Genomic DNA, 20,583 nt, shown 5'->3' with positions numbered 1-20,583 from the left:
CGATCAGGCCAGCAAGCCGACGAAGCGGCCGCTGACCTGGCGCAGCCGGCGACTGAGGACCTGGCCGATGCAAAAGAGGATTTTGATGGCCAGCCGGGGGGAGGCCTCGACCATGGCGTCGAAGTCCTCCCGGGTCAAGACCAGCAGCCGCACGTCGGTGCGGGCCACCACCGTGGCCGAGCGGGGCGCATTGTCGAAAAAGGCGATCTCGCCGATGACCGCGTCCCGGGACAGCTCGATGATGTGGCGTTCGGGCGCGCCCGTATCCTCTTTCTGGATGGTGACCACGCCGTCCTCGATGAAGGCCAGGGAGTTGGCCTTGCGGCCTTCCTGGATGACGACGGTCCCGGCCGGAAAGGCGGATTCCAGCAGATAGCCGGCCAGGGTGTCGATCTCGTCCTGTTCGAAGGCCTCACCCAGCTTGAGCGTGGCCAGTCGCGCCGCGAGGGCGGCGCGAGGGGCTTGACCGGAGGGCTGTTCCACGGGCCGTCTCCTTTGGCGGACGTTTCGCGGTTGGCCCGGCCGCATGGCCGGCCCGTGCCGTGACCCTACCCAAGGAGGCGAGGCTTGGGAAGGCGGACGCCCGGCTTGACCCGCGCCGGCAAAGGGGGCATCCGGGGCCAAACGACGGAGGTCGCAATGTTTTTGGTGCTGTTGCACTACGTGAAACCCGTGGCGGCGGTGGATGCCCTGCTTGAGGAACACATCCGGTTTCTCGAAGGACATTACGCGCAGGGGACCTTTGTGCTGTCCGGGCGGCAGGTGCCGCGCACGGGCGGCCTGATCCTGGCCCGGGCGGACAGCCGGGAGGCCTTAATGGCCGTTTTGGCCGGCGATCCCTTCTGGCGCGAGGGCGCGGCCCGCTACGAGGTGGTGGAGTTCGTCCCGAGCAAGGCCGCGCCCGAACTGGCTTGCCTCCTCTCGTGACGCGCCCGCGAAAAGGATAGAGACGTGTTCCGGCGCAACGCCTGAGGATGTTTTTTTTTCAAAATACGATCGTGTTTTTGAAGGGACGCAACACGAGGGGGCCGACGCGGTCCGGGATAGTGCCGGCTCAGTCCAGGGGCGTCTTGGCCGAGGGGTCGAGCTTTTTGACCTGCAGGAAATCCTCGCGGGCCTTTTCCGGTTCGCCCATGGCCTCGTAGACCTTGCCCCGGTTGAGGAAGATGTCCGGGTCCTCGGCGTCCACGGCGATGGCCAGGGCGTAGTTGGCCAGGGCGCTTTGCAGGTTGCCCTTCTTGAACCAGGCCGCGCCCCGGTTGTTGAGGGCCTTGGCATTGGCCACGTCGATCTCCAGTGCCTTGGAGTAGTCGGTTATGGCCTGGTCGTACTGGCGCAGGGCGAAGTGGGCGTTGCCGCGATTGTAGGCCGCGGCGGCGTTGTCGGGATTTTTCTCCATGGCCTTGGTATCGTCGTCGATGGCCGCGGCCAGTTCGCCCTGGGCGGCGCGGGCCTGGCCACGGGCGGCGTAGAACAGGGCCAGCTTTTCCTCGGGCAGTTCGTTGGAGTCGATGGCTTCGGTCAGCAGTGTCACGGCCCTGGCGTTTTCCCCTTCGGCCAGGGCTTCCAGGCCGGCCTTGGCCTGGTCGATGCCGCCGGCCAGGACCGGCCGGCCCGTGGCGGCGCATAGCCCGCCAGCCAGGGCCACCAAACCCAAAAGGCGCAGCCAGGGCGCAGGGCGCATCAGTCGTCTTCCCCTTCGCGCTGGGGCTCGAAGGCCGGCACCTGCAACTCCTTGTCGATCATGTCGGCATCCCGGGCAGAATAGCGCACCATGTTGCGCAGATGGAAAAAGGCGTTTTCGTCCATGCTTTCGAAATCGATGGCCGTGCCTTCGTCGGTGGAGCGCACGACCATGCCCTTGAGGCGTACGGTCACTTCCTTGGACAGCACGAACACCACCGTACATTCCCGGTCTTCGGCCAGGCGGGGTTCGGGACTGAAAAGCGCCCCTTTCATGCTGATGTTTTGGGTGCTGACCGGAATTTTTTCGCCGTCGCTGTAGACGTAGGCGTCGAATTGGGCGCAAACCCGGCTGCGCCGACGTTTTTCCTCTCCCATGGAGCCCTCGCTCGCCAGCCCTGTCGCAGGGGCCGGCGTTTTCCCGCGCGCGGTCGGCGCGCGCGACACGCCACCCTATACCCGCTTCAGCGGGATTGATAAAGCCTCAATCCCCGGCTCGGCCGGCGGCGGGGTTGGCGGCCTGCGGCGCGGCCAGGCCCAGGGCCAGCACGGCCAGGGCGGCCGTTTCCCAGCGCAGGACCCGGGGGCCGAGGCTCACCGGGACGAAGCCGGCGTCCTGGAACAGTACGACCTCGGCATCGGTAAAGCCCCCCTCCGGGCCAAGGACAAAAACCGCCTGGCCCGGCCCGGAAAGGTCGGCCAGGGTCAGGCGGCGGGGGCAGCCCGCCTCCTCCCAGAGGAAAAAGCGCCGGGCGAAGCGTTGCCGGCACACGGCGACGAGTCCAGCCGCGCCGGCCGGGATCACGGCAAGCTCGGGCAAGCGGGCCGCGCCGCACTGCTTGGCCGCGGCCACGAGTGTCGCGGCCCAGGCGTCCTTGGCCGTTTCGGGCAGGCGTCCCTGGCTGCGCTCGGCCTGCCAGAAGAGGATGCCGGCGGCGCCGAGTTCCACGGCTTTTTCCAGGAAGAAATCGCGCCTGGCCGAGCGGGAAAAGCCCGGGGCCAGCACGATCCCGTTGGCCGGGGGCGGGGTTTCGCCCAGGGAGACGGGGGAGAGGCCGACCCGGTCCTTGGCCAGGTCGGTGATGGTGAACAGGCCCTCGCGGCCCTGGCCGTCGAAGGCGCGCACGATCTCGCCGGTTTTTTTGCGCAGCACCCGGGCGCAGTGGTGCGCCTCGCCGCCGGTCAAGGCGAAGGGTTCCCGGAAGGACGCGGGGGGGATGAAAAAAGCGTCAGGCCGGCCCATTTGTTCCTCAAATCGCTTGAATGATCAGTGCCTGCGCCGACGAGGTATGAGCGGCGGGGTTGGGGGTTCCCAGGCCTTGAGGCCTTGGTCGCCGGTCAGGAGTTCCACGGTGTAGCCGGCCTTGGCGTAATAGGCGGCGACTTCTTTGATTGTCGCATCGCCGAGGGAAAGTTTTTGGGCGGCCAGCGGCGGCCAGGTGGCGGCCAGGAGGTGGAGTTTTTCCGGCGACCATAATTCGCTTTGATCGCCAAAAGCGGCCCACGGCGTGGAACTGTCCGCCGCCCGGCGCATGATGTCGCCCAAGGCTTCGGCCAGGGGTTTTCTGTCGCCTCCGGACTGGCTTATATGATTGCCCGTTTCGATGATGGTCGCCAGGGGAAGAACGAATGTGGCCTTGTTTTTTGCCTCGGTTCGCAATTTCGTCGCAACGCGCGCGTGATCCCACCTGTCGTGGTCCGACCCGCAATGCTCCAGGCCGGGCAGTTTGAGCCATACGCACAGTATGGACGTGTCGATGACGAGGACCTTTCCCGGCATGGCCTACCTGCCGGCCTCGGCCTGCAAGGCGGTCTCCAGGCGTCCTTCGCTGACGATGCGGCCCAGCGGGCCGCTGGCCATGATTTTGGGAAGTTGTTCGATGTCTTCCAACAGGGTGATGGCGCTTGCGCCGGAGGCGTCACGGTGGGTGACCGAAATAAAGGGAGCCATTTCCGGGCCAAGGGCATTGAGCAGGGCCGGATTGTGCGTGGTGACGATGACGTCGATGCTGCGCCGCGCGCCGAGGGTGCGCAGCATTTCCACGAGAGTGTCGGCGCGGGAGGGGTGCAGGCCGTTGTCGACCTCCTCGATGACGAGGAGGCTGCCTTCCTTGCAGGTGAGCAGGGCGGCGACGATGGCGAGGAAGCGCAACGTGCCGTCGGACATGCCGCGCGCGTCGACGATTTGCGGCCCGTCGGCGCCCCAGTTTTCCTCGCAGTAGAGCATGGCGTCGGACTGGAATTTGCCGACGCGCTCGGTCCAGACTCTTTCGATGTCTTTTTCCGGCAGCTGCTTGAGGTAGTTCGTCAGCGTTGATTCGATATCTGTTTTTTCGTTTTCTGGGAGAGAAGCCAATACGCCAGCGAGGTTTGAAGCGTCGGATTTAAGCGTCTCAGAAAGAGGGGCGTAATCGCGAATATGGCTGGGAATTGGGTCGAGGATAAATATGGATTGTAATTTTTCACGTACAATTCGTGCCGCCGACTTGATTTCTTTAGAAATATTCATGGTCTCTGTCTGGCTTATAATGCTATAAAATGGATTTTGGTCGATTCGCTTAGGAAGAATTTGTTTTCCTCGTGCAAAATAGGTCTTCAGTAATTGGCTGTCTTTTCTTGTCTCGGATGTGAACAGAGCAGTGTTCGATTCGGGTATCAGGAGTTCCTCGGAAAATATTTTAGCAGTCGTTTGGTTTGTTAGAACGGAGATGGAATATTCGTAGTTACTATCCGAGTTGCTTGGATTGGCAATCGTGGCGGTGATGCAAAAATAGTGCTTTGGACGTCTAGCACTGAATTCGAGGCCACCGCGCAAGCTGGGCAAGGCATTGTCTCCGGCAATAGCCGCCGTGATTGTCGCTCCCGAAGCGATCCGCTGCAAAAAAACCAACGCATCCAGGATATTGGATTTCCCGCTGGCGTTCATGCCGATGACCACGGTCAGCGGATCGATGTAGAGCGTCGCGTCGGCGAAGCTCTTCCAGTTGACCAGCCGCAGGGATTTGATCATGACGCGGTCCCTCCCGCGCGGCGGATAAGACAGCAACAAGACCGGGGGGACCGGGGGGGATGATCCCCCCCGGCCGCCGGAGGCTTCTTCCTCTTTATATTCTTCACGCGCCAAGGGCCTTGCGGGCCGTGCCGGCCTTGTAGAAGGGCAGGGCACGCTTGGTGGCCGCCAGCTCCGTGCGGGCCGCCCGGATGCGGAACTCCTTGGCCTCGGAGGCCGCCGCCTCGACATAGGCCAGGGCAACGGCATGGCCCAGGCTCGGGGCGAAGGAGGCGCTGGTCACCACACCCACCTCGCGGCCGTTGCGGTCGCAGACCACATCGCCGTGGCGGGCGCTGCGCCGGCCGGGAATCTCCAGGGAAATCAGCTTCTGGCGGATGCCCGCCGCCTTGCCCTTGCCCACGTAGTCGGCCGGGGAGGCGAGCAGCCAGCCATAGCCGGCCTCGGCCGGGGTGTGGGCCTCGTCCAGGTCCTGGCCGTACAGGGGATAGCCCATCTCCAGGCGCAAGGTGTCCCGGGCGCCAAGCCCGGCCGGGGCCACCCGGGGATCGGCCACCAGGGCCTCCCACAGGGCCACGGCCTTGCCCGCCGGCAAAAACAGCTCGTAGCCGAGCTCGCCGGTGTAGCCGGTGCGGCTGACCATGAGCTTTTCGCCGGCAAATTCCGTCCAGGCGAAGTTGAAGTATTTAAGCCCCGAGAAATCCCCCGGCACCCGGTCCCTGAGCACCTCGAAGGACAGCGGCCCCTGCAGGTCGATCTTGGCCGTTTCGGCCGAGGCGTCGACAAAGGACAGGCCGGCCGGCAGCCGGGCGGCCACGGCGGCGAAATCGACCTCGATGCGCGCGCCGTTGACCACGAGCATGTAGTCGTCTGGGGCCAGGCAATAGACGATGAGGTCGTCGACCACGCCGCCCTCGGGATTGAGCAGAAAGCCATAGCGGCACTTGCCCGGGGCCAGGGTGTCCAGGTCGTGGGTGACGGCCTTGCCCAGGGCCGCCGCGGCTCCCGGGCCCGAGAGGAAGAATTCGCCCATGTGGCAGATGTCGAACACGGCGGCCTTGGCCCGGGTCTGCTCGTGCTCGGCCAGGATGGACGTGTACTGCACTGGCATGTCGAAGCCGGCGAAGGGGACCATCTTGGCTCCGTGGCTCCTGTTCCAATCCGAAAGAGGCGTTTGCGTCAGTTGTTCCACGGGGTGCTCCGCTTGTGGTTCGAGGTCCGCGCTTGCGCGCGATGGGGGTGCCGCTGGGGCGTCAGCTTTGGGCGACCAGCGGCACGACGATGCCCTTGTCCTTTTTGGCCTTGCGGATGGAACGGAACTCGTCGAGCAGGGCCACCAGGCGGCCGTAGGTCTTTTTCACCGAAAGCCCGTAGGCCGACAGTTCCGTGTCCTTTTTCCGGATGTAATTGCGCAGCAAATAGCGTTCGTTGAGGATCATGTCTCCAAGGGACAGGACGCGCTCGACGAGTTGGTCGAAATAGTTGACGATTTCGAACTTCAGGTCGTTGAGTATTTCGGTGAAGAGGGCCAGCATGCGCTGGTAGCTCAGATTTTCGCCCTTGTAGTTTCGGTCGACCAGGTCTTCGAGGATCTTCACCTTGCGGGCCTGCTGGATGTAATTGTATTTGCTCCAGACTTCCTGGTAGAGTTCGCGCATGGCGCTGAAGTCGTCGTAGTGGTCGGCGCTTAAGAGATAGTTGTCCAGGACCTTGACCACGTTGGAGTAGAACTCGTCGGAATAGCCGATGATGCGCCGCTGGTGCTTGGCCAGCCAGGCGTAGAGGAATTTGAGCTTCTTTTCGTGGGTGTCGGTGTTTTCCACGATTTCGTTGCGCTTGTAGACGATGCGGCCGTTGTATTCGCCGCGCACGATGTCGTTTAAGCGCAGAAACAGGCTGTAGGTGTCCTTGACCAGGTTGAGGCGGTAGTAGGTCTTGCCCGTGACCGGGTGGATGACCTCCTGGCTGGCCACGGACAGGGCCCGGTCCTGGCGGACGTTGTTGGGGTCGTACTTGTGCTGGCGGTAGACCACCCGGGTGATGACTACCCGGCGGTCCGGGTCGACGAAATAGCCGTTTTCGGCCAGGGCCCGGATGGCCTCGGTCTGGTTCTTGTCCACGGCCACCAGGGCGATCTTTTCCACGCGCGGGTAGAACCGGGCCTCGGGATGGGAAGAAAGCGTGGTGATGGTCCGGTCGGTCTGGCCGAGCACCCGCACCAGAAACCGCTCGCCCATGCGGAACAACCGCCTGGCGAAAAGGGCCGAGGAGGTGCGCCGTTCGGACACGATGGGAAAGCCGTAGAGCTCCATGAGAAACTGGTAGACGAAATTGCGGTGGCGCTCGTAGCGCCGGTCGTCGCCGACCACGAACTTCTTGATGTTGAGCCCGAAACGCTTGAGCTCCGTGTCCAGGTAGGACGGGAAGGAGCAATAGACCCCCGAGAGGTAGAAGTCGTTTTGGCTATCCAGCGACATGACGTGGGCCCGGTCCATGTCGAGGATGGTCGGCAGCAGGCCGGCGTAGTTTTCCAGGCTCGTCACGTCGGTTTCGGAAAATTCCCGGCGGAAGCGGTCCTGGGCGGCCTTGGACAGCCGGGCGCAGAAGGCCCGGGTGTTCTGGCCGAAGATGGAGGTCTCCAGCGGGCACTGGTCCCGGTAGGTCTCGTCGGTGTAGTCGAGCAGGCAGTGCAGGATGTCGTACTGGAAGATTTCCTGGAAATACTTGAGCGGCCGGGCCAGGGCCACCATGGAAAAGCCCGGCAGGTCCTTGTATTCGAAGGCGTCGGCCTCGAAGGAGGGCAACAGTTCGCGGAAATCCACCACCGGGTAGTTGCCGTGCTCGAAATAGGGCTTGAGCAGGCACTCCTTGATGTGTACCCAGTCCAGGAAGCGCTTGAGGTCGGGCAGGCTCCGGACGCGCAGGATCTCCCCTTCCTTGCGGCGGTGTTCTTCCGCCAGGAAGGGGGCTTCGGCGACCTCGCTGAAGGCTTGCGTCCAGTCGAAAACCATGGCCATCCCGTGTTGTTGGCGTTGCCCCGGCCACTTCGGCCCGGTCCGGGGAAAACGTTTACATACCCCAAACTCCGGTATTGATAAAGGGCTTCGCCGCCGGGTGTCCCGGCCGGCCGTGGGGCCTCGTGCCCGCCCCGGGCGATCCGCCCACCCTGCCGGAGCTTTTGCCTGGGCCGGCCCGTGGCGGCCCGTCTCCGTCCTCCCTGGCGTGGTGCCGCGCCTGGCTGGCTGTGCCCAGGAGCACCGCGCCCGTCCCGGCTCCGGCCTCATTTGACGCGGGGGGCCGGGCTTCGTATGATACCCCCTTCGTAACCGCCGGGCCGGGTCCCGGCCACGGAGGGGAAATGGCCGCAGTCCGCCCGAAACGTCCCACACCGGTCGCGGCCCGCCCGCGCTACGTCATGATGCCGCACCGCGCGCCGGGAGCCTTGGCCCGGCCTTGCCGCCCCAGCCGTTCCTGACGCCGCCATGCCCGAAACCCCCTTCTACGACCAGCTCCTGGCCATCGTCGGCAACGTCTTCGACGCCTATTCCGCCGTGCTGTTCTTGCCGCAGGCCGGGGGTGGCGTCTGCCGGGCCGCCGCCGCCTTCAGCCTCGGCGACGCCCTGGACCGCGACGTGGCCATCAGCCCGGGCATGGGGCTCGTGGGCTGGATCATCCGCGAGTCCAAGCCGCTGCTGATCAGCAACTTCGACCGGCGCCGGGGGGTGCTGGGCTACTACCGCGGCGGCGAGGAGGAGCGCATCCGGGCCTTTATGGGCTATCCCGTGCCGGAAACCGGCGGGGCGTTGTGCCTGGACAGCCGCAAGACCTATACCTTCGGCGACAAGGACCTCAAAATCCTCTCCCAGTTCGCCGCCCTGGCCGGCAGCCACCTGGCCCGGTCCCGGGAGGTGGAAACGAGCCTCTACGAACACCGCTTCTACCAGTGTCTGGGCCTTATCGCCAGCCTCCACCGCAAACACCCCAAATGGGAAGCCTTCCGCCAGGGATTGCTGGAGCTTCTGGCCGCCACCACCGGCTACCGCTACTGCCTGCTGGCCGTGCGCGACGAATCGGGCCGCTCCTACTACCTGGAAGGGGCCAACGAGAGCCCGTTTCACGGCGGCCGCGAGGCGGCCATGCGCTTCACCGTGGGCCAGGGGCTGGTCGGCTGGGTGTTCAAGAACCAGACCCCGGTCTATTCCGGCGAAAAGGACGAGGCCGGGGCCACGGGCCTGCCCCTTTTCGGCCTGGATATCGCGGCGGCCGAATGCAAGAGCGTCCTGTGCCTGCCCATCCGCTTTTCCCGCAAGACCCGGGGCGTGCTCACCCTGGCCGATCCCAGGTCCTTGCCCGTGACCGAGGAGCTCAAGACCTTCGTGGCCATGGTGGCCGAGAACCTTGCGCTTTTCCTGGAAAACCTGCATCTGCGCACCCGGTTGGCCCTGCCTTCGGCATAGACTTTTTGCCACGCGCCATCTACCATGCCGCCACTGTGGCGACGTGGGGTTTTTCCCCGGGCATCCGAACCGCAATGCGAGCGTGGGCATGTTTTTCAGCAAATTCTTCCGGTTTCTCGGGAAAGATCTGGCCATGGACCTGGGCACGGCCAATACCTTGCTCTATACCCCCACCGACGGCATCGTGCTCAACGAGCCCTCGGTCGTGGCCATCGACACCCGCACCGGCGAGCTGATCGCCGTCGGCTCCGAGGCCAAGGAGTTCCTGGGCCGCACCCCCGAGCGCATCCGGGCCATCCGGCCCATGAAGGACGGCGTGATTGCCGACTTCGAGGTGACCCGGGCCATGATCGCCTTTTTCATCCGCAAGGTCCTGGCCGGGTTCCGTTTCGCCAAGCCGAAAATCGTCATCTGCGTGCCCACGGGCATCACCCAGGTGGAGAAGCGGGCCGTGGTCGAGTCGGCGCAGATGGCCGGCGCCCGCGACGTCAAGCTGGTGGAGGAGCCCATGGCCGCGGCCATCGGCGCGGGCCTGCCCATCGAGAAGCCCTCGGGCAACATGGTGGTGGACATCGGCGGTGGCACCACCGAAGTGGCCGTGGTCTCCCTGTCGGCCATCGCCTACGCCGAGTCCGTGCGCGTGGCCGGCGACGAGCTCAACGAGACCATCCAGCGCTTCGTCCAGGACGAATTCCAGATCCTGATCGGCGAGAACATGGCCGAGGAGATAAAAATCCGCATCGGTTCGGCCATGCCCCTGCCCGAGCCGCTGTCCATGGACGTGGCCGGCAAGTCGCTCATCGACGGCACGCCGACCACGGTCACGGTCACCGACGCCCACGTCCGCGAGGCCATCAAGGAACCCGTCAACATCATTGTCAATGCCGTCATGAAGGCCCTGGAGAAGACCCCGCCCGAACTCGTCACGGATATCGCTCGAAACGGCCTGCTGCTGGCCGGCGGCGGGGCGCTGCTCCAAGGCCTCGACGCCCGCATTAGCCAGGAGACCAACCTGTCGGTGCTGCTCGACGACGCGCCCCTGACCACCGTCGTTCGCGGCACGGGCCGGGCCATGGAAGACCGCCTGCGCTACCGCGACGTCTTCATCAACTAGCACAAGCAAAGCGACGCACGCCCATGCCCATCGACCCCGCCGCCGTGCTTGCGGCCGCGCTTGCGGCCGTGGATGCGTCCGACGCGCGCATCCGCGAGGACTTCGCCGCCCCGCGCGGGGTGCGCCACAAGGGCCGCATCGACCTCGTCACCGCAACCGACCTGGCCGTGGAGGCCCTGCTTAAGGAGCGCCTGGCGCCGCTTGTACCCGGCGCGGCCTTCCTGGCCGAGGAGACCGCCGCGGCCACGGTGCCCACCGGCCCGACCTGGGTCATCGACCCCGTGGACGGCACCACCAATTTCGCCCACGGCTTTCCCTTCGTCTGCACGTCCGTGGCCCTCTACGACGGCCAGACTCCCGTGCTCGGCATCGTCAGCGCCCCCATCCTGGGGCAGCGCTTCCATGCCCTGGCCGGCGGCGGGGCCTTTTGCAACGGCGCGCCCATGGCCGTTTCGGCCGTGGCCGAGCCGGTCGACGCCCTGGTGGCCACGGGCTTTCCCTACGCCCTCACCGACCGCCTCGACGAGATCGCGGCCGATTTGCGGGCCATGCTGACCGCCACCCAAGGCATCCGCCGGCCGGGCTCGGCCGCCCTGGACCTGGCCTACGTGGCGGCCGGTCGGCTGGACGCCTTCTACGAAATGGCGCTCAATCCCTGGGACGTGGCCGCCGGCGTGCTGCTCGTGACCGAGGCCGGCGGCACGGTCACGGGATACCGGCCCCGGGCGCCGTACCGGCTGGGGGATTTCCGGGTCCTGGCCAGCAACGGCCGGCTGCACGAGGCCATGCTGGCGCTCCTTGGGGCAGGACAGGCACGCCCTCCGTGCTGCGCCCCTTGAAAAATACGGGAGTATTTTTCAAGAAAAAACAAGTATTTTTAGCTGGTTTTTCCCTGAACAAGCTCCGTCCTGGTTGCAGGCGCGCCCCTAGACGGGGAAGAGGACTTTTCGCTCGGAAAAACGTATCACGGCCGGGGTGAGCAGGTCGCGGTAGTCGCGCACCAGGGCGGCCAGTTCCGCCGCGTCCACGAAGACGCCGCCGGCCACCTCGTTCGGGTTGGGGCGGGGCGGCCGGCCCAGGCGGCCGGCCGTGAAGAGGGTGACGAATTCATAGGCCGTTTCCTCGCTGGCCGGGACGGCGTCGAGCCAGGCGAGGCTTGGGGCCGTTAGCCCGAGTTCTTCCTGAAGCTCCCGGGCGGCGGCCTCCTGGCGGGATTCCCCGGCCCGGACGTGGCCCGTGGCCGAGAGGTCGAACCGGTTGGGGTAGAGGCTTTTTTGCGGGCCGCGCTTTTGCAGGTAGAGCTTGCCCTGGTCGTTGAAGACCAGCACCATGACCGAACGGTGGAACAACCCCTGGCGATGAGCCTCGGCCAGGGGCATGACGAGCAGGGGGCGGTCGGTCGCGTCCACGATATCCACCAGTTCCGGCGACGGGCCGGTGGGGCGTTTTTTGGCCATCCTGTCTTCTCCCGGTGTTGGAACCGAAACCGCTATGCCACAGGCCGCGTGCCATGAAAATCCCGCCCATCGGCGAGCCTGCCCGGCTTGGCCCGGACAGCGCCGCCGCCCTGGCCGCCCTTGAGGCGCGCTGTTTCCCCGATCCCTGGGACGCGGCCGCCTTCACCGCCGCCTTCGGCCGCGCGCCCTTTGCCGCCTTCGGCCTGGCCGACCCGGGGGGGGAGGGCCTTTGCGCCTATGCCACGCTCCATTTTCTTTGCGACGAGTTCGAGGTGCTCAATATCGCCGTGGACCCGGCCCGGCGCGGGCTTGGCCTGGCCACGCGGCTGCTGACCCACGTCTTGCAACAAACGGACAAAATGGGCATGAACCGGGGGTACTTGGAAGTTCGCGCCGGCAATGCCCCGGCCAGGCGGCTGTATGCGCGCCAGGGGTTCGTGGAGGTCGGCCGGCGCAGGCGCTACTATCCCGACAACGGGGAGGATGCCCTGGTCATGGCCCGGGAGATGTTGCCAGCCAGGGAAGGGGCGGCCGGCGACGGCCGTTGAGGCCTGCCGGCGACCCGGGCGGTGGGAGCCCTTTCGGCCAGGTCGCGGCCTTGCGCCGCCGCCTGTCCGGAACTTGGAACATGCGAACGTTTTTGGGGGAAGATGCTGCGCGCATTTTTCCGGTCGCACCTTTAGCGTCAAGGAGTCTGCATGGCACTCATCCGCATCGACCAGATCGACGTCAAGGGCAAGAAACTGCTGATCCGCGTGGATTACAACGTGCCGCTCAAAGGGGACGTCATCACCGACGACCTGCGCATCCGGGCCAGCCTGCCGACCATCGAATACGCCCTGTCCCAGGGCTGTTCGCTCATTTTGTGCTCGCACCTGGGCAAGGCCAAGGGCGAACCCGACCCCAAGTATTCCCTGGCCCCGGCGGCCAAGCGCCTGTCCGCGCTCATCGGCCGCGAGGTCAAGATGGCCCCGGACTGCCTGGGCGAGGCCACCAAGGCCATGGCCGCGGCGCTGGCCCCCGGCGAGATCCTCATGCTCGAAAACCTGCGTTTCCACCCCGGCGAGACAGCCGGCGACCTGGACTTCGCCAAGGACGTCATGTCCATGGCCGAGGTCTACGTCAACGACGCGTTTGGCACGGCCCACCGGCCCCACGCCTCCATGGTGGCCTTCGCCAAGGTGGCCAAGCAGTGCTGCGCCGGCTTTTTGCTCATGAAGGAATGGAAGTTCCTGGGCGAGGCCGTCCAGTCGCCCACGCGCCCCTTCGTGGCCGTTTCCGGCGGGGCCAAGGTCTCCTCCAAGCTCGGGGTGCTCAAAAACCTGCTGTCCAAGGTCGACGCCATGGTCATCGGCGGGGCCATGGCCAACACCTTCCTGGCCGCCCAGGGCTACAAGGTGGGCAAATCCCTGATCGAACCCGACCTCTTTGACGCGGCGCTCGGCATCCTCAAGGAGGCCAAGGAGCGGGGCGTGGGCTTCTACCTGCCCGTGGACTGCGTCATCTCCATGGACGCCGGCAAGCCCATCGCCGAGATGCAGCCGGCCGGCCAAGTGCCGTTTGGCGCCGTGCCCGACGGCGCGGTCATCCTCGACATCGGCCCGGTGACCTGCGGCCTTTACGCTCTGGTCATCGAACCGGCCAAGACCGTGGTCTGGAACGGCCCCATGGGCGCCTTCGAAAACCCGGCCTTCGCCCAGGGCTCCTACACCGTGGGCCACATCGTGGCCGGGGTGCGGGGACTGAGCATCGTCGGCGGCGGCGACACCGACGTGGTGGTGCACCAGGCGAACCTGGCCGACCAGATGGCCTTTATCTCCACGGGCGGCGGCGCGTCCCTGGAATTCCTCGAAGGCAAGGAACTGCCGGCCTTTGCGGCGCTGAAGGAGTGCCAGTCATGAAAAAGCTCATGGCCGCCAACTGGAAGATGTACAAGCTCGCCGGCGAGGCCGGGGACACGGCCGCCGCTTTGCGGGCCGCCCTGGACGGCAAGCTGCCGGCCGACCGCGAAGTGCTTGTCATCCCGCCCTTCACGGCCCTTGGCCCGACGCGGCAGGCCCTGGACGGCGCGGCCGGCTTCGCCCTGGGCGCCCAGAACTTCTACCCGTCCAAGCAGGGCGCCTTTACCGGCGAGATCGCGCCGGACATGCTCCTGGACGCCGGCTGCCGCTATGCCCTGGCCGGGCATTCCGAGCGTCGCCACATCCTCGGCGAGGACGACGCATTGGTCGGGCGCAAGGTGGCGTTCGGGCTTGCCGCCGGGCTTTCCATGATCCTGTGCGTGGGCGAAAAGATCGAGGAGCGCCAGGCCGGGGAGGTGGAGGCGGTGGTCTCCCGCCAGTTGACGGCGGGCCTTGCCGACGTGCCCGCCGATGTTTCCCCCGACGCTGTGGCCATTGCCTATGAGCCGGTGTGGGCCATCGGCACCGGGCTTACGGCTGGTCCGGCCGAGGTGGACGAGGCCCACGCCGTGGTCCGGGCGCGCCTTGTGGCGCGTTTTGGCCCGCAAATCGGGGCGAAAATCCGCATCCTGTATGGCGGGAGCGTGAAGCCGGGCAACGCCGGGGAGATTTTAGGGATTGACAATGTGGACGGAGTGCTGGTAGGTGGCGCGAGCCTTGAGGCTGGAAGCTTCGCGGCGATTGTGACGGCCTGATGAACGCGCGGCCATGTCCGCGAAAATAACGGGAAAAATCAGTTGACAACGCTCATAATTACGGTACATGTACTCGCCTGCGTCGCGGTGATCATCCTGGTTCTGCTCCAGTCGGGCAAGGAAGGGATGGGTGTCATCTTCGGTGGCGGCAGCCAGTCGGTGTTCGGCAGCACGGGTGCCGGTGGGTTGCTGGTGAAGTTGACGGCGCTTTTTGGGGCGATCTTTCTTATCACGTCGCTTGCCTACAACGTGTACTCGGGGTCGCACAAGCGCTCGGCCAAGTCGGTGATGATCGACGCCAGCGGGACGCCCATCGCGCCGCCGGCCGGCGTGGTGACCGAAGCGGGCAAGGATGCGGAGCCCAAGAAGGGTGTCACGTTCGAGGACGTGCCGCCGCTGGCTCCCAAAGTGCCTGGCGAGGCTCCGAAGCAGTAGACGATATTTGCCGAAGTGGTGGAACTGGTAGACACGCCATCTTGAGGGGGTGGTGGGCCATGCCCGTGGGGGTTCGAGTCCCCCCTTCGGCACCACATCTGTAAAGGGGTTCAGGCTGTAACAGCTTGAACTCCTTTACTTTTTTCAGGGGTTGAAATGGGCCGTTTTTCGATCCCGGCCTGCGAAAAATCCTTGAAATGAGTGAATCCGGTTTTTGGTACAAAGTGTTGGTACAAAATGCCAACGCCAGGAGGCCCCCATGCGGGCTTCACCTTCGGCTTGTCCCTCCCTCTCCCCAGGTACGAAATCCCCTTCCCATTTAGTCCTACGAAACGGCACGTGGCATTTCCGTATGGCCGTTCCTGGGCCATGCCGTTCGCGTTTAGGCGGCCTCCGCGAGTTCAAGGCGTCCCTCAAGACCGGCGTCCTCCGTGAGGCCAAGTTATTGGCAGGAAAACTTGCGGCCAACGCTCACCTCGTCTATCTTCATGCTCAAAAGAACTCGAGTCAGCTGGAAAGGCATGACAGGCAGACCCTTCGTGTTTTGGCCAAGTCATGGCTTTTGAATGGCCTTGATTGTTACGAAGCCGAGCATCTGTCCTGTGATAGTTGCATGAGTGCGGATTTGCGGACTACTTGCGTAAGTAGTTTTAGCAATATATCTGAGTGCGACGAACAACGACAATTGTCTCATGAATTTTTATGCGATAGTGCAAAGACTGGTGTTGAGTCGTTGGAAATAGAATGCGTAATTGTTCCTGGCCGTGACTCCCTTGGAATTGATAAATTTTCTGACAATCTTGCTATCGGTATGGTTAATGAGTTTTCAAGTTCCGCTTTATTTAGGCACCGTGAAGAGTTGTGTAAAACCAATGTTTCGGACGCCAGTTATAAGGTTGGACAAATAGTTTGCAATGATAAAAGTCCAAAGAAATTTGACATTGATGTTGCCGATAGAAGTGTTGATAGAATTTTTGACGTAATTATTGAATTAATTGGTGGCGGCATGTTTGACTACAAAAAAATCAGAGCACAGTTGGCTCAGTCGTTAGCCAACCTACTGGAAGAGCCAAATAAGCAACCAATTTCTCAAAAAGAAATCCAGGAAAGGTTCAATGGATATCTTCGTGCGCTCCTTGAGAAAGATGACATGGATATTCATCCTCGGAAAGGAGTGATTGGGCCTGGAATTGAGTTGACAGCCGCTCAGCTTTTAGCAAGTAATGCCAAACTCCTTAGTCATCTTGTTAATGATCCAGATACATTGGTGAAATTTGTGACAGAGTGCATTCCGATGTTGATATCTGAAGGGGTTTTTAAGCCAGATGAGATTTCGAATGAAAATGTTTTGCAAATTGTGAAAGCGCATTTGAAATGTCAAGTGCTTAGCAATAAGATTAGAGCGGCAAGATCGAATGGTGATTACATCATGGAGCAGGCTGTTTTTGCTGCTCCTTATAAACAATATCCTCCTGTTGCTGAAGAAGTAGTTGTCCAAATGGCTGAGTCTTATTCTGTTGGAGGGGAATTGATGTCTGATTTTATTGAGAAGTACATCCAGACAAAGATTTCTGACGGGGCTTGGAAAGGACATAGTGTTGGTGATCACAGAGTTCGACTCGCTAATTTGGTTGAAATTCTCGAAAACAAAATAGTTTCGACTGTTTCTAGAGAAGATATGCGCCGTTTTCGTGATGTTTTGCGGAGACTGCCTCCAAATAGGACAAAATTAAAAGCGTACAGAGGTAAGACCATAGAAGAAATTTTAAAAACGAACCCCGAAGATGTCTTGAGTGTCAAGACTGTCAATATGATTGTCGAGGCTGCATCAAGCATGTTTGATTGGGGTGTGCGGGAAGGACATTTGTCCCAGAATCCAGCGAAAGGGCTTTCCCTCAAGGACGATAGGCAGGAGATTGGCCTGCGAGATGCTTTTTCGCTTGAAGATATTCGGAAAATTTTTGCAAGTGATAATTATGTAAAAGGAAGCTTTAAACATCCTTCCTTCTTTTGGGCTCCGCTTATAGCTGTATATACGGGTATGCGCCTCGAAGAGGTGTGTCAGTTGAGTTGCGACGATATATATGAGCCCGAACCAGGAGGGGTATGGGTCATAGATGTCAACGTCAAACCTTCTCGTGATGGGAACGTGCATAAACTGCTGAAGAATAAGAACGCAGCCCGAACCATTCCTGTTCATCCGGACTTGATTCAGGTTGGGCTTCTTGAATATCATGCAGGTCTCAAGAGAAGCGGGGTTGAAAGGCTTTTCCCCGAATTAAATAAGACAAATTTATCGCCAAAGTTCGGCAAGCAGCCTGGAAAATCCTTCGGAAAGTTGGTTAAGTCTTTAGATATTTCCGGAAACAAGACCTTCCATTCGTTGCGACATTCTTTTAGTGACTTTTTTAAATTGAAAGGTCTTCATAATGATATTTTTCGACAGATATTTGGACACGAAATACCGAGTCTGGCAGGAAGGCAATATGGATCCAGGTTTGATGCTCAGAGGTGTTATGAAGAAATTATTTCAAAGATTGACTACGGGATTGACCTGTCTTTGATCAACTCGAAACCGTTTCTTCTGTAGTGATGTGTAAAGAATAGATTGTTGTGTCTAATGGTGTTGTTCAATGATTTTTAAATATATATTATTGTTCTGATTTAAAGGAAGATATCCGTTCAAACGCCATTCGAGGCGACAAGGGAGAACTTTTAGATAAGTAGGTACAATATGGAAGGCTATCAATCTCCAGAAATTTCAGAGTTAGCTAAGGCCCTTATTAACGTACAGCGAACAATTCAGCCTGCGATTAAGGATGCCACCAATCCTTTTGTTCAAAATCGTTACGCAACGCTCAATAGTGTTATGGAATCCTGCCGCGAAGCCTTACTCAGCAACAGCATTTGGATGACGCAGTTCCCGGTTCCTGCCGAACCAGGTTACCTGGGCTTGGTCACAAAATTGACCCATGCCGAATCCGGCCAATGGCAATCCTCATTGGCCGTGGTACCGTTACCCAAGGCTGACCCTCAGGGCATGGGTAGCGCCATGACGTACGCCAGACGGTATTCACTCAGCGCCATGCTGGGCATCGTCATGGATGACGACGATGGAGAACATGCAAAAATATCTCCGAAAACGGCCGATCCTTCTAAAAGGCCGCAGAATGCCCATTTGGCGCACAAAGACGCTCCTTGTGAACTTCGTCCTGGCCAAGTCGCTAAAAACGGCTCAAACTCGAAGCCTGGCGTTTCGAATCCGTTAGCGTCCCTGCCCAGGATCGATGGCATTTCCTACCAGACCGTTGCTGCCGAAGATGGGCGGACCTGCGTCATTGCCACGGGAAACACAGCGGCGAAAAAGGACATGCTCGCTGAAATTGGCTTTCGGTGGAACCCGCAACGCAAGGTGTGGTGGATGTATGCCAAGGCCTCCTGACCGGTCGCAAACAAATCAATCAACGTAAGAGGGCTGCCCACACGGGTGGCCCTCTTCGTTTTGGGGGATCGTTATGCACAGGAAATTCGCCATGCAAAAAGATCAAGCCTCGGTCTTGCTTGGAATTCTCTCGCAAGGTCTCAAGCGGTATGCTGCCCTTTCCACGCAAAAATTCCTTGGCGATCGCACGGGGTACGTGGGGCTCAGCGACGTGGGCCGGGCCATGGAATGCATGCGGGCGACGGTGGCGTCCAAACTGTCGCCGGCAGGGGGAGGGGACCTTGGCGCGACACCGGACGTGGTGCAGGCAACGCTGCGCCGGCATCTGACCCTGCAGCGCGGGCACTGCTTCGAAGACCTGGTCGGCCATGCCTTACGCGCCCACGATCTTCTCCTCATGCGGCAACTGGAGATCGAGATCATGCACCAGGGCACGCCCCTTCGCGCCCACCTGGACTTCGTGCTCGTGAGTCCGACGCCGGTGCCCACAGTGCGCATCCTGGAGTGCAAAAGCGCGCAGCGGTTGCCGGACGCGCTGTACACTTCTTACGAAACGCAGGTGTACGGGCAGGTTTGCCTTCTTCATGCCGCCTGGAACACCAAGGCCTTCTCGCTGCGGGACGCCACTGGCCAGGTGTGCTCCTCTCGCCTGACCTTTCCCGAAATCTGCCAAGCCTGCCTTGGCGTAAAATTGCCCAACAGCCCCGAGCAGGTCGACCTGCAGGCTTGGGTCCTGTGCCTGTCCATGACGGATGGCAAAGCGTTTGGGCCGTATGTGGCCCATCCGGCCATGCTGGAGATGTGCCTGAAGACCGCGTCCGCGCTTTGGGGGCACGTGACGGCCTGTCGGGAAGGCCGGGGCGACCTCGACACATTGCCCACGGCCCACGGCTGCCATGGGCTCTGCGGCTACTGCGATTGGAATGCGGACTGCCCGAAGTTTCGGGGGGAAGAGCATCCCGACTGGGAAGGGGATCTGCGAACGCTTTTTACCCTGAAGGCGAAAAAGCAGGCGCTCGAGGAAACGATTCAGGAAAAGGAGGAGGTGATCCGGACCGCCTGCGCTCTGAGCCAGGCAAATCACGCCTGGATTCGGGCCGGAGGCTACCGCTGCAAATTGGCGCAGCAAAACGGGCGGCGTAGCCTCGATACGGAGAAACTCCGTCAGGAAGTCGTTGCCCTCACAGGGTCCGCTGCCGAGGCGGAGCAGCTTCTCGCCCGGTGCCAGACGCGAGGGCAACCTACGACACGACTGCTTGTGCGGGCGATGCGCGCCACACCAGAGGCCACCGATCCTACGGTGGCCTCTTCGTTTGCAACCGCAACTTGATGGAGAATGCCATGGAAAGCGACCTGCAGGAGCTCGATGCCCTGGAAGCCACGGAACTGGATGCCGGGATGGTGTTCAGCGGCACGCCGTCCGGGAAGGGGGTCCGGGGATTTGCCGCGCCGTGCCGCTACACGCCGATTCCGTCCCTGGATTACGTGTTCCACGAATCGAGCCGCGACATCATTGTCTGGTTTTTAGAAAGAAGCGATCCGCTCTACGTGTTTGGCCCAACGGGCTCCGGCAAGACCTCTCTAATCAAGGAACTGGCCGCGAGGCTCTACTATCCCGTCTTCGAGGTGACGGCCCACAGCCGATTGGAATTCGCCGATCTGGCCGGCCACCTGGCCGTGCGCGAGGGCTCCATGGAATACGCCTATGGTCCCTTGGCCCTGGCCATGCGCTACGGCGGCCTTTTTCTGCTCAACGAAATCGATCTGGTCAGTCCCGATGTGGCCGCCGGCTGCAACGGCATCTTGGATGGCCAGCCGCTTTGCCTGGCCGAAAACGGCGGGGAACTCGTGGTGCCGCATCCCATGTTCCGGTTCGCGGCCACGGCCAACACCAACGGCTCCTTTGACGAAACCGGGCTCTACCAGGGGACGCTGCAGCAAAATCTGGCTTTCATGGACCGCTTCTGGTTGTGCGAAGTGGGGTATCCCGAGGCCACGGCCGAGCTTGCGCTTTTGGAGCGCCGGGCGGCGCAACTGCCCGAGTCGGTACGATCCCGCATGGTGGAGTATGCCCAGGAGGTGCGCAAGCTCTTCGTCGGGCAAGCCTCGGGCGAAATCGCCAAGACGATCGAGGTGACCTTTTCCACCCGCACGTTGCTGCGCTGGGCCGCGCTGACCCTGCGTTTCCAGCCCCTTTCCCGTCAGGGCATCCAGCCGGTGACCTATGCCCTGGACCGCGCCCTGGCCTACCGGGCCACCCGGGAAACCCAGGCCCTGCTCCACGAACTGGCCCAGCGGATGTTTCCGCTGACGGCATAACGAAGCCCTT

21 protein-coding genes and 1 tRNA gene are annotated in these 20,583 nt (G+C 62.0%); 13 read left to right on the top strand and 9 right to left on the bottom strand.

Annotation, left to right across the window (positions count from 1 at the left end; translation table 11 throughout):
- Nucleotides 1-3 precede the first annotated feature (3 nt).
- Nucleotides 4-483, bottom strand: a complete 480-nt coding sequence (locus ACP59X_RS13130) for a cyclic nucleotide-binding domain-containing protein (protein ID WP_428558999.1) — start codon at nucleotides 481-483, stop codon at nucleotides 4-6.
- 156 nt (nucleotides 484-639) lie between these two features.
- Between ACP59X_RS13130 and ACP59X_RS13125 the strand changes: the two genes are divergently transcribed.
- The gene (locus ACP59X_RS13125; protein ID WP_428558996.1) at nucleotides 640-927 is read left to right on the top strand and encodes a YciI family protein; all 288 of its coding nucleotides are present in this window, start codon (nucleotides 640-642) and stop codon (nucleotides 925-927) included.
- Between the two features lie 127 nt (nucleotides 928-1,054).
- Here ACP59X_RS13125 and ACP59X_RS13120 read toward each other — a convergent pair whose 3' ends face one another.
- The 7 genes from ACP59X_RS13120 to ACP59X_RS13090 all read right to left on the bottom strand — a co-directional run bounded on the left by ACP59X_RS13120 (nucleotide 1,055) and on the right by ACP59X_RS13090 (nucleotide 7,704).
- On the bottom strand, nucleotides 1,055-1,684 hold the full coding sequence (locus tag ACP59X_RS13120; RefSeq protein ID WP_428558993.1) for a tetratricopeptide repeat protein: 630 nt from the start codon (nucleotides 1,682-1,684) through the stop codon (nucleotides 1,055-1,057).
- Nucleotides 1,684-2,061: a PilZ domain-containing protein gene (locus ACP59X_RS13115; RefSeq protein WP_428558990.1), complete on the bottom strand. Its 378-nt coding sequence runs from the start codon at nucleotides 2,059-2,061 to the stop codon at nucleotides 1,684-1,686. The genes ACP59X_RS13120 and ACP59X_RS13115 overlap by 1 nt, the downstream gene beginning before the upstream one ends.
- A 106-nt stretch (nucleotides 2,062-2,167) precedes the next feature.
- Nucleotides 2,168-2,926, bottom strand: a complete 759-nt coding sequence (locus ACP59X_RS13110) for a 16S rRNA (uracil(1498)-N(3))-methyltransferase (protein ID WP_428558988.1) — start codon at nucleotides 2,924-2,926, stop codon at nucleotides 2,168-2,170.
- Between the two features lie 24 nt (nucleotides 2,927-2,950).
- Nucleotides 2,951-3,463, bottom strand: coding sequence for a hypothetical protein (locus tag ACP59X_RS13105; RefSeq protein WP_428558986.1), 513 nt, complete (start codon nucleotides 3,461-3,463; stop codon nucleotides 2,951-2,953).
- Between the two features lie 3 nt (nucleotides 3,464-3,466).
- Nucleotides 3,467-4,693 (bottom strand): AAA family ATPase, encoded by a 1,227-nt coding sequence (locus ACP59X_RS13100; RefSeq protein WP_428558984.1) that lies wholly within the window; start codon nucleotides 4,691-4,693, stop codon nucleotides 3,467-3,469.
- Between the two features lie 103 nt (nucleotides 4,694-4,796).
- Nucleotides 4,797-5,885, bottom strand: a complete 1,089-nt coding sequence (gcvT, locus tag ACP59X_RS13095) for a glycine cleavage system aminomethyltransferase GcvT (protein WP_428558982.1) — start codon at nucleotides 5,883-5,885, stop codon at nucleotides 4,797-4,799.
- A 61-nt stretch (nucleotides 5,886-5,946) separates the two neighbouring features.
- Nucleotides 5,947-7,704 (bottom strand): hypothetical protein, encoded by a 1,758-nt coding sequence (locus tag ACP59X_RS13090; protein ID WP_428558980.1) that lies wholly within the window; start codon nucleotides 7,702-7,704, stop codon nucleotides 5,947-5,949.
- A gap of 471 nt (nucleotides 7,705-8,175) precedes the next feature.
- Between ACP59X_RS13090 and ACP59X_RS13085 the strand changes: the two genes are divergently transcribed.
- The 3 genes from ACP59X_RS13085 to ACP59X_RS13075 all read left to right on the top strand — a co-directional run bounded on the left by ACP59X_RS13085 (nucleotide 8,176) and on the right by ACP59X_RS13075 (nucleotide 11,103).
- Entirely contained in the window at nucleotides 8,176-9,150 is a 975-nt protein-coding gene (locus tag ACP59X_RS13085) for a GAF domain-containing protein (protein ID WP_428558978.1), read from the top strand.
- Nucleotides 9,151-9,238: 88 nt separating this feature from the next.
- Nucleotides 9,239-10,264 carry a rod shape-determining protein gene (mreB, locus tag ACP59X_RS13080; RefSeq protein ID WP_428558976.1) on the top strand — a complete coding sequence of 342 codons (1,026 nt, stop codon included), beginning with the start codon at nucleotides 9,239-9,241 and terminating at the stop codon, nucleotides 10,262-10,264.
- Between the two features lie 23 nt (nucleotides 10,265-10,287).
- Complete coding sequence (locus ACP59X_RS13075; protein WP_428558974.1) at nucleotides 10,288-11,103, top strand: inositol monophosphatase family protein; 816 nt, start codon at nucleotides 10,288-10,290, stop codon at nucleotides 11,101-11,103.
- An 87-nt stretch (nucleotides 11,104-11,190) separates the two neighbouring features.
- On the opposite strand, the gene ACP59X_RS13070 is transcribed toward ACP59X_RS13075, so the two are convergent.
- The gene (locus ACP59X_RS13070; RefSeq protein ID WP_428558972.1) at nucleotides 11,191-11,721 is read right to left on the bottom strand and encodes an NUDIX hydrolase; all 531 of its coding nucleotides are present in this window, start codon (nucleotides 11,719-11,721) and stop codon (nucleotides 11,191-11,193) included.
- 53 nt (nucleotides 11,722-11,774) lie between these two features.
- On the opposite strand from ACP59X_RS13070, the gene rimI reads away from it, so the two are divergent.
- From rimI to ACP59X_RS13025, 9 genes are all read left to right on the top strand, one after another.
- Nucleotides 11,775-12,269, top strand: a complete 495-nt coding sequence (gene rimI / locus ACP59X_RS13065; RefSeq protein ID WP_428558970.1) for a ribosomal protein S18-alanine N-acetyltransferase — start codon at nucleotides 11,775-11,777, stop codon at nucleotides 12,267-12,269.
- Nucleotides 12,270-12,419: 150 nt separating this feature from the next.
- On the top strand, nucleotides 12,420-13,622 hold the full coding sequence (locus ACP59X_RS13060) for a phosphoglycerate kinase (protein WP_428558968.1): 1,203 nt from the start codon (nucleotides 12,420-12,422) through the stop codon (nucleotides 13,620-13,622).
- Nucleotides 13,619-14,377 (top strand): triose-phosphate isomerase, encoded by a 759-nt coding sequence (gene tpiA, locus ACP59X_RS13055; protein ID WP_428558966.1) that lies wholly within the window; start codon nucleotides 13,619-13,621, stop codon nucleotides 14,375-14,377. Before ACP59X_RS13060 ends, tpiA begins: the two co-directional genes overlap by 4 nt.
- Nucleotides 14,378-14,419: 42 nt before the next feature.
- On the top strand, nucleotides 14,420-14,812 hold the full coding sequence (gene secG / locus ACP59X_RS13050; RefSeq protein WP_428558964.1) for a preprotein translocase subunit SecG: 393 nt from the start codon (nucleotides 14,420-14,422) through the stop codon (nucleotides 14,810-14,812).
- Between the two features lie 9 nt (nucleotides 14,813-14,821).
- Nucleotides 14,822-14,907 (top strand) — tRNA-Leu (locus ACP59X_RS13045).
- Nucleotides 14,908-15,071: 164 nt separating this feature from the next.
- Nucleotides 15,072-17,402 (top strand): DUF6538 domain-containing protein, encoded by a 2,331-nt coding sequence (locus tag ACP59X_RS13040; RefSeq protein WP_428558961.1) that lies wholly within the window; start codon nucleotides 15,072-15,074, stop codon nucleotides 17,400-17,402.
- A gap of 144 nt (nucleotides 17,403-17,546) precedes the next feature.
- Nucleotides 17,547-18,254 (top strand): ERF family protein, encoded by a 708-nt coding sequence (locus ACP59X_RS13035; protein ID WP_428558958.1) that lies wholly within the window; start codon nucleotides 17,547-17,549, stop codon nucleotides 18,252-18,254.
- A 91-nt stretch (nucleotides 18,255-18,345) separates the two neighbouring features.
- A complete protein-coding gene (locus ACP59X_RS13030) occupies nucleotides 18,346-19,584 on the top strand; it encodes a hypothetical protein (protein ID WP_428558956.1) in 1,239 nt (412 codons plus the stop codon).
- Between the two features lie 11 nt (nucleotides 19,585-19,595).
- Nucleotides 19,596-20,573, top strand: a complete 978-nt coding sequence (locus ACP59X_RS13025; protein ID WP_428558954.1) for an AAA family ATPase — start codon at nucleotides 19,596-19,598, stop codon at nucleotides 20,571-20,573.
- Nucleotides 20,574-20,583: the final 10 nt, after the last annotated feature.

This window comes from Solidesulfovibrio sp. DCME, assembly GCF_049995385.1.
Lineage (GTDB): Bacteria > Desulfobacterota > Desulfovibrionia > Desulfovibrionales > Desulfovibrionaceae > Solidesulfovibrio.
The sequence above is the reverse complement of the archived record's forward strand: the minus strand, read 5'-3'. Positions and strand labels throughout refer to the sequence as shown.

Excerpts from the sequence above, each read along its gene's own strand:
- ACP59X_RS13125 (WP_428558996.1), top strand. The coding sequence starts at position 640 with ATGTTTTTGGTGCTGTTGCACTACGTGAAACCCGTGGCGGCGGTGGAT.
- ACP59X_RS13120 (WP_428558993.1), bottom strand. The coding sequence starts at position 1,684 with ATGCGCCCTGCGCCCTGGCTGCGCCTTTTGGGTTTGGTGGCCCTGGCT.
- ACP59X_RS13115 (WP_428558990.1), bottom strand. The coding sequence starts at position 2,061 with ATGGGAGAGGAAAAACGTCGGCGCAGCCGGGTTTGCGCCCAATTCGAC.
- ACP59X_RS13110 (WP_428558988.1), bottom strand. The coding sequence starts at position 2,926 with ATGGGCCGGCCTGACGCTTTTTTCATCCCCCCCGCGTCCTTCCGGGAA.
- ACP59X_RS13105 (WP_428558986.1), bottom strand. The coding sequence starts at position 3,463 with ATGCCGGGAAAGGTCCTCGTCATCGACACGTCCATACTGTGCGTATGG.
- ACP59X_RS13100 (WP_428558984.1), bottom strand. The coding sequence starts at position 4,693 with ATGATCAAATCCCTGCGGCTGGTCAACTGGAAGAGCTTCGCCGACGCG.
- ACP59X_RS13090 (WP_428558980.1), bottom strand. The coding sequence starts at position 7,704 with ATGGTTTTCGACTGGACGCAAGCCTTCAGCGAGGTCGCCGAAGCCCCC.
- ACP59X_RS13085 (WP_428558978.1), top strand. The coding sequence starts at position 8,176 with ATGCCCGAAACCCCCTTCTACGACCAGCTCCTGGCCATCGTCGGCAAC.
- mreB (WP_428558976.1), top strand. The coding sequence starts at position 9,239 with ATGTTTTTCAGCAAATTCTTCCGGTTTCTCGGGAAAGATCTGGCCATG.
- ACP59X_RS13075 (WP_428558974.1), top strand. The coding sequence starts at position 10,288 with ATGCCCATCGACCCCGCCGCCGTGCTTGCGGCCGCGCTTGCGGCCGTG.
- ACP59X_RS13070 (WP_428558972.1), bottom strand. The coding sequence starts at position 11,721 with ATGGCCAAAAAACGCCCCACCGGCCCGTCGCCGGAACTGGTGGATATC.
- rimI (WP_428558970.1), top strand. The coding sequence starts at position 11,775 with ATGAAAATCCCGCCCATCGGCGAGCCTGCCCGGCTTGGCCCGGACAGC.
- ACP59X_RS13060 (WP_428558968.1), top strand. The coding sequence starts at position 12,420 with ATGGCACTCATCCGCATCGACCAGATCGACGTCAAGGGCAAGAAACTG.
- tpiA (WP_428558966.1), top strand. The coding sequence starts at position 13,619 with ATGAAAAAGCTCATGGCCGCCAACTGGAAGATGTACAAGCTCGCCGGC.
- ACP59X_RS13040 (WP_428558961.1), top strand. The coding sequence starts at position 15,072 with ATGCGGGCTTCACCTTCGGCTTGTCCCTCCCTCTCCCCAGGTACGAAA.
- ACP59X_RS13035 (WP_428558958.1), top strand. The coding sequence starts at position 17,547 with ATGGAAGGCTATCAATCTCCAGAAATTTCAGAGTTAGCTAAGGCCCTT.
- ACP59X_RS13030 (WP_428558956.1), top strand. The coding sequence starts at position 18,346 with ATGCAAAAAGATCAAGCCTCGGTCTTGCTTGGAATTCTCTCGCAAGGT.
- ACP59X_RS13025 (WP_428558954.1), top strand. The coding sequence starts at position 19,596 with ATGGAAAGCGACCTGCAGGAGCTCGATGCCCTGGAAGCCACGGAACTG.